This window comes from Providencia alcalifaciens (assembly GCF_020271745.1).
Taxonomy (GTDB): Bacteria; Pseudomonadota; Gammaproteobacteria; order Enterobacterales; family Enterobacteriaceae; genus Providencia; species Providencia alcalifaciens_B.
In genome coordinates, this window is the sequence record NZ_CP084296.1 from 4,029,706 (window position 1) to 4,043,729 (window position 14,024).

General features: G+C 47.2%; 11 protein-coding genes. All 11 read right to left on the bottom strand.

What is annotated here, in order from left to right; genetic code table 11:
* Window positions 1–281: 281 nt before the first annotated feature.
* The 11 genes from LDO51_RS18650 to LDO51_RS18700 all read right to left on the bottom strand — a co-directional run bounded on the left by LDO51_RS18650 (window position 282) and on the right by LDO51_RS18700 (window position 13,831).
* Window positions 282–824 (bottom strand): hypothetical protein, encoded by a 543-nt coding sequence (locus tag LDO51_RS18650; protein WP_225575754.1) that lies wholly within the window; start codon window positions 822–824, stop codon window positions 282–284.
* A 151-nt stretch (window positions 825–975) separates the two neighbouring features.
* Window positions 976–1,506 carry a hypothetical protein gene (locus tag LDO51_RS18655; RefSeq protein ID WP_225575755.1) on the bottom strand — a complete coding sequence of 177 codons (531 nt, stop codon included), beginning with the start codon at window positions 1,504–1,506 and terminating at the stop codon, window positions 976–978.
* A gap of 151 nt (window positions 1,507–1,657) precedes the next feature.
* The gene (locus LDO51_RS18660; RefSeq protein WP_225575756.1) at window positions 1,658–2,191 is read right to left on the bottom strand and encodes a hypothetical protein; all 534 of its coding nucleotides are present in this window, start codon (window positions 2,189–2,191) and stop codon (window positions 1,658–1,660) included.
* Between the two features lie 159 nt (window positions 2,192–2,350).
* Window positions 2,351–3,178, bottom strand: coding sequence for a DUF4123 domain-containing protein (locus LDO51_RS18665; RefSeq protein ID WP_225575757.1), 828 nt, complete (start codon window positions 3,176–3,178; stop codon window positions 2,351–2,353).
* A gap of 2 nt (window positions 3,179–3,180) precedes the next feature.
* Window positions 3,181–5,514, bottom strand: a complete 2,334-nt coding sequence (locus LDO51_RS18670; RefSeq protein ID WP_225575758.1) for a type VI secretion system Vgr family protein — start codon at window positions 5,512–5,514, stop codon at window positions 3,181–3,183.
* Between the two features lie 4 nt (window positions 5,515–5,518).
* Window positions 5,519–6,040 carry a type VI secretion system lipoprotein TssJ gene (gene tssJ, locus LDO51_RS18675; protein ID WP_225575759.1) on the bottom strand — a complete coding sequence of 174 codons (522 nt, stop codon included), beginning with the start codon at window positions 6,038–6,040 and terminating at the stop codon, window positions 5,519–5,521.
* Window positions 6,041–6,085: 45 nt separating this feature from the next.
* Window positions 6,086–7,168: a type VI secretion system baseplate subunit TssG gene (tssG, locus tag LDO51_RS18680; protein WP_225575760.1), complete on the bottom strand. Its 1,083-nt coding sequence runs from the start codon at window positions 7,166–7,168 to the stop codon at window positions 6,086–6,088.
* A complete protein-coding gene (gene tssF / locus LDO51_RS18685; RefSeq protein ID WP_225575761.1) occupies window positions 7,132–8,901 on the bottom strand; it encodes a type VI secretion system baseplate subunit TssF in 1,770 nt (589 codons plus the stop codon). Before tssF ends, tssG begins: the two co-directional genes overlap by 37 nt.
* A gap of 65 nt (window positions 8,902–8,966) precedes the next feature.
* The gene (locus tag LDO51_RS18690) at window positions 8,967–12,350 is read right to left on the bottom strand and encodes an ImcF-related family protein (RefSeq protein WP_225575762.1); all 3,384 of its coding nucleotides are present in this window, start codon (window positions 12,348–12,350) and stop codon (window positions 8,967–8,969) included.
* On the bottom strand, window positions 12,343–13,566 hold the full coding sequence (locus LDO51_RS18695; protein ID WP_225575763.1) for a hypothetical protein: 1,224 nt from the start codon (window positions 13,564–13,566) through the stop codon (window positions 12,343–12,345). Before LDO51_RS18695 ends, LDO51_RS18690 begins: the two co-directional genes overlap by 8 nt.
* A 1-nt stretch (window position 13,567) precedes the next feature.
* Window positions 13,568–13,831 carry a PAAR domain-containing protein gene (locus LDO51_RS18700; RefSeq protein ID WP_225575764.1) on the bottom strand — a complete coding sequence of 88 codons (264 nt, stop codon included), beginning with the start codon at window positions 13,829–13,831 and terminating at the stop codon, window positions 13,568–13,570.
* Window positions 13,832–14,024: the final 193 nt, after the last annotated feature.

Below are 14,024 nucleotides of genomic sequence, written 5' to 3' on the forward strand. Positions count from 1 at the left end.
CTGAATTTTTTCTGCCATGGTCTCATTAAACGGCGTGCCCATCCCTGAGATATAATGTTTTTTGTATGTTGCTACATCCGTTTCATCACCATCTTCCGGATATGCACGAAACAAACGCGCAATATTACTTAGTCGTCCTTCCGGAGCATCCTGCTCAACATTACGTCCTACTCCGTCAAAAAAGAAGGCAATGTGTAAGATCCGTGAACAGTTACCCAATTGATAGTCGCAGGCCTGCTGCGCTCGAGATGCGCCTGCAATTATATAATCCAAATCCTTTATCATGGTTCATTTTTCTCCATATCAGGCATTGGCCGGTAGTTGGGGCTGCGTGGGTCATAGGGCGAAAAGGCATTATCACTCCATCCCAGTACCACTTTATCACCCGGTAAAAAATAGACGTGCAAGTCGTTTTCCCCCCGCTTGCGCTCCGGCATAGGCATAACGACACGACGTTGCTCAGGGCGCATTCCAGCATCATACTGAGGCCCAGTGACATCCAACGTCCAAATCACTTCCGCCGTCTTTCCGCTAATGCGGCCGCAGCAGGTTGTCGCGCCTCCACTAGCACTTACATACTTATTGTTGGGGTCATATGCCCAAGCATTACCACCCGCTACACCATTCACACTGAACCCTAAAATAGGACGATCTATTTTACTGTGAATGATAAGGGTTACTCCCCCTGCTGGCGGGCCGAATGCGGCTATGGCAACACTCCCCCAGATTGGGGAAAGTAATATCAGCCATAGCAACCAAGCCTTTCGGGCATAGAAGCGATTAAAGGCGTTGTCAAAACGACGAAATCGGGATGACCAATCCATTGAAGCTCTCCTTATTAACAATAATTGTTTAAAATCAAAATTAACTTAACCTAAATAAAAAGTGAAGTTTGCCGGTGAATTGAAGCAAGCTCAAGTGGCGTTAATTGATTTCGAAAAGGTAATCCAATCTCCTGTACATTTGCCCTAATTATTATTTCTCCATATCAGGCATTGGTCGGTAGTTGGGGCTGCGTGGGTCATAGGGTGAAAAGGCATTATCACTCCATCCCAGTACCACTTTATCACCCGGTAAAAAATAGACGTGCAAGTCGTTTTCACCCCGCTTACGCTCCGGCATGGGCATAACAACGCGACGTTGCTCTGGGCGCATTCCAGCATCATACTGAGGTCCAGTGACATCCAACGTCCAAATCACTTCCGCCGTCTTTCCGCTGATGCGGCCGCAGCAGGTTGTTTTACCGTTTTCCCCTGCATACTTATTGTTAGGATCATGAGCCCAGGCATTACCACCTGCTACACCATTCACACTGAACCCTAAAATAGGACGATCTATTTTACTGTGAATGATAAGGGTTACTCCCCCTGCTGGCGGGCCGAATGCGGCTATGGCAACACTCCCCCAGATTGGGGAAAGTAATATCAGCCATAGCAACCAAGCCTTTCGGGCATAGAAGCGATTAAAAGCGTTGTCAAAGCGGCGAAATCGGGATGACCAATCCATTGAAGCTCTCCTTATTAACAATAATTGTTTAAAATCAAAATTAACTTAACCTAAATAAAAAGTGAAGTTAGCCGGTGAATTGAAACAAGCTCAAGTGGCGTTAATTGATTTCGAAAAGGTAATCCAATCTCCTGTACATTTGCCCTAATTATTATTTCTCCATATCAGGCATTGGCCGGTAGTTGGGGCTACGTGGGTCATAAGGCGAAAAAGCATTATCACTCCATCCCAGTACCACTTTATCACCCGGTAAAAAATAGACGTGCAAGTCGTTTTCACCCCGCTTACGCTCCGGCATGGGCATAACAACGCGACGTTGCTCTGGGCGCATTCCGACTTCATACTGAGGTCCTGTGACACTCAACGTCCAAATCACTTCCGCCGTCTTTCCGCTAATGCGGCCGCAGCAGGTTGTCGCGCCTCCACTAGCACTTACATACTTATTGTTGGGGTCATATGCCCAAGCATTACCACCCGCTACACCATTCACACTGAACCCTAAAATAGGACGATCTATTTTACTGTGAATGATAAGGGTTACTCCCCCTGCTGGCGGGCCGAATGCGGCTATGGCAACACTCCCCCAGATTGGGGAAAGTAATATCAGCCATAGCAACCAAGCCTTTCGGGCATAGAAGCGATTAAAGGCGTTGTCAAAACGACGAAATCGGAATGACCAATCCATAGAAGCTCTCCTTATTAATAATCATTGTTCAAAATCACAAATTACTTAACCTAAATGAAAGTGAAATTAGTCGGTTAATTTAATTCCAATACAAAAATTGACAACAATAACAATATAATCAAAGCGCCTTTTTATTTAATCTATGATTACTCACACACTTTAAATAGCCTTCTTATTTTTGCGTTCAAATTCTTTTATTGCATGGGCTAGGGAGTATTTCCCTTGCTGAATATTCTCGATATACGGCGCACTTAACAACTGCGTTAGCAGAGATTGATACCCTTCCAAATACAGTAAAGCATAGGTTGTTCTATCATCACTTTCGGTTAAACCTGCTTTCTCTGCTTTTTTGAGAGTTTGGATGACTTTCTGCCGCTGAATGCACGGCGGAAAATGCTGGCTCATTGGCATCTGTTGCCATTGGGCTAAAACGCTTTTGACTTCGGGGTCATCATCAATTTGCAGCCAAGTCGATTCATCCAAATACACCGTTCTATCATGGGTTTTTGGCTGCGCTTTGGTGGCGATATCGGTCGGTTGCCAGCCCGACAATGTCTGGTGCCACCACGTGGTTGTGCCCGAAAACAGGTAGTAGTGCCAATCTTCTTTCTGGCAACGGGCTAACACAGGCATCACCGCATGAATATAAAACCGGCTCACTATCGTTTCGAGGTCGGGTTTTACTAAGGTGCAGCCCCACGCCAATTGCATCGCCAAGGGTTTGAGCGCTAATGATGAAAAAATGACGGTGACGACTTGCGGAAATTGCGCCATTTCAGCGGCTAACTCCGCGTTGTTTTTCACCTGATACAGCCAGGGTCCCACCCATTTGGCTTCAATTAATTGAGGGTGCTGATAAAGTGAATACAGCGAATGGGGATTTTTTTGTTGAAAAGGTTCAATGGTCTGTTCTGCAAAGGCCCCGCCCTCGATTAATAGGTAAATATTATTCTGTGATTGATTTGCCGCTTGAACTAAATTTTCCATGGCTAAAATTTCCTAAGGTCAACACGGGGATCATTGCCTGTTATGGCATTAAGTAAACACGGAATACAAATCGGCAAAGACAATGCCGGAAATTGTGCCATCTTCATCGGTAAGGTATTGGGCCCTGCGGTGGCCATCTTCGGCACTTTGCGCAAATAATCCCCCGAGGTGCCGTACTCAATTTTACCGTTCTCCAGTTTGAGATAACTGCCACCCCCGTTCAGGATAATGCGTTTCTTCCCCGTAAAACTGACATCGGCTCCCGAGGTGATGGTCTGCTTTTGTTCACTGAAAATATCTAAGCGGTTATTCTGTGCTTGAACGGTCAGTGCCCCTTCCCCTGCAATCACACCCAATTTCCCTGTACGGGCAAACAGCCCTAACTTATCGCCCGCAGATGCCGTCATATTGCCGATAACGCCCACACTAATATCACCATCAGCATTGATGGACAGGTTCTCACTGGCGGCCATTTGTAAATGCTCACCACTGGTAAACGCCATCCCTTGTGGGGCTGAAAATAGCAGGCTCTGGTTTAGTGGCTCGAAACGTTGCTGTAACAGTTGTCCTTGGCTTTCAATATCCGCTTGCAAGGCTTTGGCTTGTTTCGCTGCAATGTTGAGTTGCTCGCGTTGCTGTAGAAGATGGGCGATTTCTTTGAGAGCAGCTTCCATATCCAATACCTCACCTTGCGCTTTTGGCTGTTCATCGGCACTGATATACAGCCCTTTACCCGCGCGAATGGCGCCCCATTCATCGGTGCGCAGTTCAGCCCCCGCGCCGCGCATTTTTCCTTGCGCATCCACCAAGTGCCCTTGATTGAGTTGGGTCTTACCATACTCCGTTGCCAATTTAATGTGCGTTTTTTCCCGCTTGTCTTCCATGCGCAATTTATTGTTGGCGGGTGTACGCAGTACATTGCGGGTGTGGTTATCACGGTTAACGTGGTCAGGGTGTTCTGAATCATGAAATGCAAACGCAATATACGGCCTATCTAGGTCGCCATCATCAAAGGCAATGGCGACTTCAGTGTTTGCAATCAACGGCGCATGTAACCCGTAAGTTTCCCCTGCATACGGTTTAGCTAAACGCAACCAGAGATAAGCGTAGCCTGATTCACCCTGACTACGGTCAAAATCCAACTTAACGCGATAACGTCCTTGTTCATCCAGCCATGCGTAAATATCATTATCATTACGGCTTTCAATACGAGCTGGCAGGGTTCCGGCGATTTTCGGACGGGGAATTTCAGCGGGGCGGTAAGCATATTGTTCACTGTACGGCATGCCCTTCAAGGTCATCTGTAATGACGCATCACGGGCTGCGCGATAAGTGATTTGGGTGATAAACACGCCATCTTTCAGTTTGCTAATAGGGACATTCGAGATATCCAGCACACTGCCAGTCACCAGATAAAAGGCGTTAGTCTGTAGCACAAATTCAGCGGAGGGATTGAAAAAACGCTCTTGGCGCAAGCGGCTGTAAAATGCGCCACTTTCGGCGTCGAGGGCTTCTGCGTGTTCATCCCCGGCACTCAAATAAGGCGGCGCATAGTGGTATTCATCACCCCGTGTTGTGTTGCTGAGTGGATGCGGCGTGCTCGTTTCCATCGGCGAAAGCGCGGTGCGATAATTGTAGTCTTTTACCGTGACATTGCCTGTCACCACTTGATGAGCCAGTTGCCCATCCCATACCGAAAGTTGCCCGTTATCATTTTGCCCTGAGGGCAGTTGGTACGGTAATTTTTCACCAAATTGGTAATTGAGTTGGCTGTCGAAAAATAGCACTTTGTCGTTATCGGTCTTTGCCGAGTATTCAAGGCGATAGCCAATTCCGACTTCTGCCAGTAAACGTTGGATAAAGGCTAAATCGGTTTCACGCCACTGGGTGATAAGCTCTCGCTCGGGGTATTGATGCTCTAACTTAAACTCATAATCTGCCCCTTCAAAACTGTGGAATTGAAGTACCTTTTCAACCACTTCAATCACAGACACATTTTGATAAATGGTATTGCGCTGGGTATGACCGAGTAATGCTAAACGAGGTTCGAGCAACACGGCATACTGGGACTCATCGGCGCTGGTGGATAACCATTGTAAACGGGTGATCACCCCCGACATGCGCTTATTTGGCCCCATGCTGAACGTAGCTGGCTTTAGTAGCACCTGCTCAGGCAGGATTGAATCGAATGTTGACGTAAATTCAATCCGCCATGATGAAGGAGTATTCAGTTTTTCTACTCCTTCAAATTTTAGGATATCGATATCAAATCCAGCATCTTGGATCTCAAGTTGATAAGCTTGATGGGCAAGAAAAGCGGTTAATGTTTCTATCATGATATTAATCCTTTAGCGGTAACAATCTCAGCCAACCGTCACCCAATTCAATCACGCGTGGCTTATCGGCATCTAAGTCTTCACGGTTAATCACCAGTCGCCAGGTGTTTTCTGATAAATCTGGATTGCGAAACATGCCGAGTACCGCGACAAATTGAGTCTCTTTTTCAAGGGGCTCATCAAGGGAAACTTGCCCTTGGGGCATCACCATCACCGAAGTGGCATTGAGGGTGTCTTTTTTTAATATTTCATCGGACTGTGTAAGAAGTGTTTGGTAAGTCGCGCTTTCAACGGCTTTTTTATCTTTAAGCTGATACACCCACACCATGGTGGCGAGCGGTGTTTGGTCTTCATCGACATTCAGCCCTGAACGCGGGGTAAAATCTAAGTGCAGTGTGGTGATTTTTTTATAAAGGATTGCATCTTTCATGCTGACTGTCCCCTCTTTTACCGCTTGCGTGAGTCCACAGCCTGCGAGTATCCCGCACAAGCAGATCACCACTATTTTTTGGCTAATGTTTTTCACGGATGCGATTTTCCTTTCATTGATGTATCCCTCATTTGTTCACGCTTATTCAAAACGATAATCCCCTCGTTCAGCTTCAGGTCGTCCTGCATGCTCAATACCGTGATAACGCCCTAAATTCACCGTCAGGAATTGGCGATTATCACTGAGCTTACCGTCTTTTAATCCGAGCAATCCTGTCCGACCTAGTTGAATACGGGCAGTTTTCTGTAAACGGGGGTCTGGTAACACCCTCACCGGCACTGTGAGCTTTAAACGCGCATCACTGCGATACCCCAAATACACCCGCAATAGCACTAAAAGGTCGCTGTGCAAATGTCCGCCCGGCAACCAGCCTTGAGCCTCTTGGGGATGGTGTGTGGTGAGGGAGATTAGAATTCGGCTGGTGGTATCGCGGGCGGTTTTACCCAGTGTCGCCCTCGTGGCCAATGCAACGCGCTGATGGCGGGCTAACCCCGTTCGTTCGTCGACGGGAACTTTAACGACATCGTATTCATTAATGACCGCCTGGGTATTCGGTGCCAGTAAAGAGACCAGTGCTTTGACGCCTTCGCTGTTGCGCGTGGGTAATCGCATTGTGCTCAGCAATGCCAAAAAGCGTGATATTGGCGTGGCAATGCGATCTGCACTACCAGGAATACCCAGACCAATCAATCCCAATAAACATTGAGAGGTGGCATCCGCGCCTCCCGCCTCAAAGGTCGCGGGATACGCATATTTGCGCCAGATACGATAATACTGGGTTGTGATACGGTGATTAAAAATATCCAGAAATTCCGTTAAGGCTTCCGTTCCCTCCACACCTTGTGCGATATCATCGAGATAGCTCGTTGGTAACGGCGAGTCGACGCCGTACAACCCTAAAAAATTGGTGCGAACCGTTAAGGGCAATCCTGGCTTAGTTGGGTTTTGTTCCACCGTGCGAAGTTCACCGGCAGGAAATCCCATGCCCGGCCAAGGACGAAACCGCAGCGGATCATCTTTAATGTCGTTGGTGGTGCCCAGTAGTGGCGATTGAGGTGCAGCTTTTTCCAGTAATTGGCAAAAACGATAGAAATTCGCACGCCAAATCGTCGGCTCAATGTGTTTTATCAGCCGGGTACGTGTTGACTGTGATTTTCTTTCCATCTCAAGCGCTTTCCTGTGGGTTGAATAACAAGGGTTAATTGGTTAAACAAATGGATATCCGCATACAGTGAAAAGAAGCGCTGCAGCATTTCGCCAAATAAATTGATATCGCCCTCACCCGCGAAGTTATTGCCGTTTAACGTGATTTCAATATCGACCCCGCGCATCATGTAGCCTTGTTCGAAACGGCGTATCAATGTGTGTTTCACCCCAACAATGGCTTCCAGTCGGCGACGATTCATTTCATCATCGGTCCAATCGTATAGGGCTAAGGTGCCACGAAGTACTTCCGGGTTATCCATCATGCTTAAAAAGTTAGACCCCAGATGGCTCATCACCCGCCAGTGAAAACGGTCGTTTGCAGGAGGGTATAACGGAATGGTCGGTGCGGTAAGATTGCGGACGGTGACTGGCACTTTACCTGCCTTTAAGACGTTATCTAACACTGTGCTTTCAAGAGCCTTACGGGGGAGTTGCCCATTGGTACCCGTTAAGCGGATGGATAAAAGCTCAGGCTTTTCGGCGAGCTGAGCCAGTTCAAATTCTTTGCCGCCTAAAATCAGCCACGTATCGTACAGACCAGAAGGCCCTCGTTTAATACGGGTATGAAAATAACGTTCAGGCGCATCATGGCGCATCATGCCCCCACGATGACGAAAACTGCTAAACGGCACGTATTTCGGTTTACCATTTTTAATTGAGCCGTGAATGCTGTCTACGCTGTAGATTTCGGTATGGCCGTCTTGTAAGCGTAGTGGGCGAAGCTGGTATTCATTCTCCAGAGGGTTGACAGTTAACGGATCACCCTCTAACGAAAACAAATTGATGACCGGCGCACAATGCAAACGAAAGTTCTCCGTTTCAAAAGGTAAATCTGCGGACCAGGTTTCACTGAGCACGATATCAATTTCAAACCAGGTCGTCGTTTCCGTAAATTTGGCTTTCTCCAACCCTTGTAACGCCAAAAACATAAATTTATGGCGAAAACTAAAGTATTCCAGCAACAGCTGATACCCACTAAAGGCCGTATCCCCTTTCGGCCATAAATTGTCGTCATCGGTAAAACCCATCGGTTTAAACCAACCGTCAAAGGGAATACGCTCTTCCCCTGTTTCTGCATGGCGAAGGTACATGCCATGCACTTGGCGCGTCATCGCAAGGTGTAATGCGGAACTGATCGGCGCATCTGCACTGAGAAAAATCGGCAGGCTATCAAGGTAAGTTTTCGACCAATCGACTTTTTCAGGGCAGGCAAAGCGTAATCGGATGGTGGAGCGCCCATTCGGCTCGGTCTGTAATTGGGCGTTGGCAATGGACAGTGGGCGTAATAACACATCTTGCGTGGTACGGTACTGGCAACGTGTGCGCTGGGCGCTGATGGGTCTTGAAATCACGCCAAACCCCGCAGGTAGGCATTCAGTTTGGCGTAAATGTTGCCACTCTGGCGCAAATTCAACAATGGACAGTGACGGGATGGTGCGCAAATAATGGGGCCACAGTAAGCTCACCAGTCCTTCTGTCAGCTCAGGCAAGTCATCATCCAGTTTTTCCCGTAAACGCCCCATCAAAAAGGCAAAACCCTCAAATAAACGTTCGACATAGGGGTCGTTAGCGCCGGGTTTATCTAAGTTGAGCATGGCCGCTCTATCAGGGTGCGCATTGGCAAACTCTTTACCGGCTTCTTTCAGGTAGCGTAATTCAGCTTCGTAATAGCGTAACGTCAAATCATCCATTGAAGGTATTCCTAAAACTAATTAAAAAATTCGGAGGTACTTAACTGTACCTTCCAAGATAAAAATCACAGTGGGTCGATAAAGTCATTCACCACATCGTCAGTGTTCAGAAAGATATTATTAGGCAAGCGGAACTGCTGGAGCTTTAACAAGGCCAGTGGACCACTGTCGAGTTCACTGCGTAAAATAAACCGTAATGTTTCGCCCTCTTTCGTGCGCCACACCAATTGATAACGGCTACTGTCGAGTTGCGTGACTTCAGCTTGCTCTAATAAGCGCATCAATCCCCAATTGCCTTGATAGTTTGCGTAGATTTGCATTCCCGAGCGCACACTTTGCCAATTGAGCGTCATCCCCGGATAATAACTTTCCCCCGGCCAAACAAAACTTTGCCAACTTTCCATTTGGTTGAAGTAATCCAGTTTTTGACCATCAAGAACCAGCTGAACTTGAGCGACACCTTTGGAGGGTCTCGCCATCAATTCAAAACGAATATTGGCATCCCCCTGCGCAAAGACAATGTCAGAGATATCTGCCAACTGATTAATAGCTTTGAGGAATTCCGGGTTGATGGTTAAGCCTTGGCTCATGGACGGGTCTACCACCCAGCGATTGCCCTCTTTATGGACAATCCCCCCCAGATTGGTTTTGATGAATTGGTCTATCCGCCCTGAATCACTGCGTAAGAATTGGGCAAGTAACGGCAATGATGCATCACTCCCTGTGGCGTTGAACGGATAACGCCCTGCAAAGGCTTTGTTCCATTGCGCCACGATGGTGGTTTGCCAACGGGTGTTAAGGTTATCGGACGCAGGGGCTAATATTTGTCGCCACGCTTGTTCTAACGGTTGAACAAACAGTGATTGTCCAAAGCTGCTCCACTCTTGCCCCAAACTGGCTGCCACTAAGTTGCTGTAATCCAAGGTATCGGTTAAATCGATGGTTTTGCCTTGGAATACCGTTTGCGCCAACATTTTCGCCATTGCTTGCGGATCGGACGCATTACTCACTTGCTGTAATTTCAGACGGACTTGGGTGACCCGTGCCAGCCACGATTGGAAACTGAGATTGCCATTTTTCCCGGTGCCATCCTTGCCTTCCATCATTTCCAGGATCGGACCAAATACGTCATCCAGCGGGCCTTTTGGCGCTTGGCTTTGTTCAATAAACTGCTTAACGTGCTTTTTCTTGTCTAATAATTTCACCGCAGAATCCACAATATTATCAGCAAGCGCATCATCTTTTTGCCCTGTCTTACCTTGCCACGCTAAGGTGTTCATTAATGCCACCAAGGGGGATTGACGCACATCCGCTAACACATTTAGCTGCGCAATCACTTCCGATAACGAATCCGCTTGGTGCCACTGAATGCTGTTGATCATATTGAGCCAACTGTTACCGAAGTCCACGAAGTAGCGCTCTGTGAGGCGGGATTTTAAGGCTTCGGGTGAGATCTCGTTATCCACTGTTTGGGTCTTATCGGTTAATACCCAGTCGATTTCATTACGGCGTTTATTGACGACCTCATCAATGGCGGCCTGGACTTGCTCTTCCCACGCCTGACGGGTAAATACGCCAGGGACTATTTCATCAGTGCTAAATAACAGTTGAGCATCGGTATCACCCACCATGTCCATTAAGGTTAAATCGGGCCAATTGCTGGCAACTTGTTTTAAGACTTCTTGATACAGACCTGCTTCCGCATTTTGTTGACCGATTTGTTTTAACAGAATTTTTCGGGTGGTGTTTACCAAGGTCATGTCGGGTTTGAGAGACAGTTCAGGATGCTTGGGAAGATTGTCTGCCCAGAACTGAAATAGCGGTGGTGCGAGATGTTGCCATTCCCCATTCGAAACGCCACTGCGTTCAGGCCAAATCGTTAAGAGATTTTGTGTGAGCCAACCTCTATCAACGTGGTCGGTTGAGGCTAACATTAGATAGAGCTTCAAGGCGTTGTAGGCGAGCTGCGTATTTTGTTCCCGTGCACTGCTCGCTGGCGGTAATGCGACATACGCCGCTAATTGCATTTTTAGCTCATCCATAGTCGCGGTTTTCATTAACGCTTGATGATTTTGTGTATATAGCGGCCAGAGCTTTGCTAAAGTTTGGCTGTCTTGATTTAACCCAAAACGGGTGTACCACGGTGCCCCATGAGTTTGACGGTATTGAAGGCGGGCAATGTCTTCTTGAAGCACATACTGATTTTTCAAACGTTCCCCAAGAGGAACTTGTTTATCTGCGGCAATGCGAGCCGTTTCTTCTGCATGCCGAATAGCGGTTTGGTTCACGATGAATGACGTGATTGCGCCTGCACACCACAACAATAATAAGGTGAGGATGGTAACCTGAGCAGCTTGCCTTGCATTCCAACCTAATTTTTTGGCTTTGAGGCCTGATGGGGTATTGAAGAAGGTTTGCCAGACTGGTGAACTCCCAAGCGCATTACGCTGACGATGAAAAAAGCGTTGCTCCGCGCTGAGGATCACCCCTTGAACCTGTAATGAAGCATGCCCTGCCATGATGTGTTGGAGTAACGCCCCCAATTGAGATTGGAGTTGTTTTTGTAACTGCTCACTGACACGTAATAGCCAACTCTGCTGAGGGGATTGCAATAGCACTGCCATGCCCGCTTTCCGCAAAGGTGTGGCTAAGTCAGTTAAATCTGCGATGGCGTGTTCAGGTGTTGCCCCTGACTGAAAAATAGTGCCAATCGGCAATATTGAACTGCTTTCTTCCGTCCATAGCGGCTTTTCAATTAACCATAACCAAACGGGCACACGCCAACCTAGCGATAAAGACAGCTGTTGATGGCGGCGTAAAACATTATCGCGCTCAACCTGCGTAGGCAGAGATGGTAAGTCAAACACAAGAACACAACCATCTAATGGACGCCTTGGACTCACGGCTTGGATTGAGGAAAGGGATCCCTCCGGTAAAACTTGCTCCGGTGCCCCACCGTAAAATAACACCACGCCATCCTGTTCTTGCCAACCTTCTTGCTTTAATCCAGGGGTCGCTAATTCAATCTCCGCATCTTGCCCTTGAACCAACAATAATTTGACCTTGCGTCGCCAAAAGCGCCCATAGCGTAATCGAAGGTGATCTTGTATCGCATTGGCATCAATGACCGCCTCACCCTGCTCGTCATCAAATCCAATCACGGAGGCATTTTTTGATAATTGCTGTTGCTTATTTTTGCCCCATTGAACGTACAGCCCGGATTTTCCAGAGAGCGTAAACAACTTTTCGGTGATCCAGCCCAACAGCAGAACGAATACAGCGACCAAACAACTCACGGTTACAATGCGATCGCCCTCATAAGGGCCTAATCCGAGGGATGACGCCATCGATTCAGGAAAAGCGTAAAATAAGAAAGCCACAATGATAATTAAAAAAATCAACACGACGGCGGTGGCACCCATCAATGTTTTTACTTTCACCTTAGACATGTCTTGCGCTTTCCTTATTATTGTCTGTTTGGCGTGAAATCACCGTTATCCAAATTTCGTTATCTTCATGCTTAGGTTGAACTGCTATCAGCTGGGCATCAGAGGCATTGTCTTGGTTCAAACTGGCCTCGGCCAAGGCCGTGGCTATCCAAGGCGCCGTTTTTCCTGTATTCCCTAGAACCGGGTCAATCATTTTATTGGCCTTGCTCATGCTAAATTGCAACTGGTTGTGTTCGCAGGCTTTGCTCCATTCTCCCTCTTCGTCTACTGACTGCCCTGCAACCCATGCCGCAGAGATCGTTTCAGGGGGGACATTTCCCCATAACATGGCTTGAGATAAACCTTGAGAGAGATTGTCATGGTGACTTTTTTCTGGGCGATGAAAGCGAGTGGTACAAGGGATATCGCGGATTGGTCTATTGCTCAGAAGAAGACTGCCAATGGCCTCACCATTATCTTCCACGGGCTTTGAGTGATAGCCGATAGACACGACAAGACACAGTGAAGGGACATCCCAGCGGTTATCTAACCAAGCATCAATGGCTTCCAAGCCCTGACCTGATATGAGGTGAAAGGCGTGCGGATTTTCTTTTTTTAAGGTTTCCAACAGAATTTTTTCTGCCTGTGGTTGGTGTTCACGGTCGATTTCCAACACACAGTAGCAAGGGATATCATCAGGGATTTTTTGTAATAGGGGATTAATTTTTACCACAATGTTATTGATACAATCGGTGAGCATCAACATCAAGTCTGGCTGGTCAAACGCCGCTAAAGGCGCATAACGGACAAGCTGATTACTTGAACGAGAAGGCTGCAAAGCCACAAAGGGAACCGATTTGTTGATGGCTTCAAGGCTGCGACTTGCACCTTGACCCGCTGGGGTTTCAATATGAGTATCCAGCAAATAGGTAAATCGTTGTCCGCGTTTAATTTCCGATTGAATAAGTGCTTCGCGTTCGTTATTCCACGTCGCCGCGGACACTTGCTGCATTTTATACGCCATGCGCCGCATTCCAAATGCCAAGCCCCACCCACAAATTGGGAGTCCCACTGCGGTGAACCAAAAAACAAATCCTATTCTTTCTTTTGTCCATAACCACAATGTAAGAGCAAAACCGATAACCAGAATAACCAGTAATGTGACAAGCCAACGGCGCAGATTAGGACGAGGAACTTTCGGTGTAGCGGGAGGAATAGTGTCGAGCCAAACGGGCATGTCAGCCTACCTTGGCAGGGGAAAAGGAGCTGATTAAGGTACAGCCACAACCGCATTTATGCCCCTGAAAAGCGACAGGAATACCGTTATCGAGGTAGTTAGGATTGCCTTCAATGATGGTGGTCGGACCGTGCCCTTTTTTTGGGCAAGAAACCTCATCGCCTTTGCGTGCCACCCCAATCCCCCCGAATTTCATGGTGTCAGAGCCTGTCAGCACGGTGCCACCGTGAGTGGTTTTATCCCCTTTACGAATAATTTGTTGCATAATTTTAGTCCTTTAATATCTAACTAAATTATTAAGTTAATCAATATTGTTACCAGCCAAATACTCTTTATAAGTTTTTAGATAGTGATGATTTAACGGTAATATCACAGGGTTATTTGGGGTTAACGTAATATTAGGTAGAGTGGGATTGTTTTGATGAAATACACCCAATTTAAATTAAGCTAATACTTAT

Excerpts from the sequence above, each read along its gene's own strand:
- LDO51_RS18670 (WP_225575758.1), bottom strand. The coding sequence starts at position 5,514 with ATGATAGAAACATTAACCGCTTTTCTTGCCCATCAAGCTTATCAACTT.
- LDO51_RS18665 (WP_225575757.1), bottom strand. The coding sequence starts at position 3,178 with ATGGAAAATTTAGTTCAAGCGGCAAATCAATCACAGAATAATATTTAC.
- LDO51_RS18695 (WP_225575763.1), bottom strand. The coding sequence starts at position 13,566 with ATGCCCGTTTGGCTCGACACTATTCCTCCCGCTACACCGAAAGTTCCT.
- LDO51_RS18655 (WP_225575755.1), bottom strand. The coding sequence starts at position 1,506 with ATGGATTGGTCATCCCGATTTCGCCGCTTTGACAACGCTTTTAATCGC.
- tssF (WP_225575761.1), bottom strand. The coding sequence starts at position 8,901 with ATGGATGATTTGACGTTACGCTATTACGAAGCTGAATTACGCTACCTG.
- LDO51_RS18700 (WP_225575764.1), bottom strand. The coding sequence starts at position 13,831 with ATGCAACAAATTATTCGTAAAGGGGATAAAACCACTCACGGTGGCACC.
- LDO51_RS18690 (WP_225575762.1), bottom strand. The coding sequence starts at position 12,350 with ATGTCTAAGGTGAAAGTAAAAACATTGATGGGTGCCACCGCCGTCGTG.
- LDO51_RS18660 (WP_225575756.1), bottom strand. The coding sequence starts at position 2,191 with ATGGATTGGTCATTCCGATTTCGTCGTTTTGACAACGCCTTTAATCGC.
- tssG (WP_225575760.1), bottom strand. The coding sequence starts at position 7,168 with ATGGAAAGAAAATCACAGTCAACACGTACCCGGCTGATAAAACACATT.
- LDO51_RS18650 (WP_225575754.1), bottom strand. The coding sequence starts at position 824 with ATGGATTGGTCATCCCGATTTCGTCGTTTTGACAACGCCTTTAATCGC.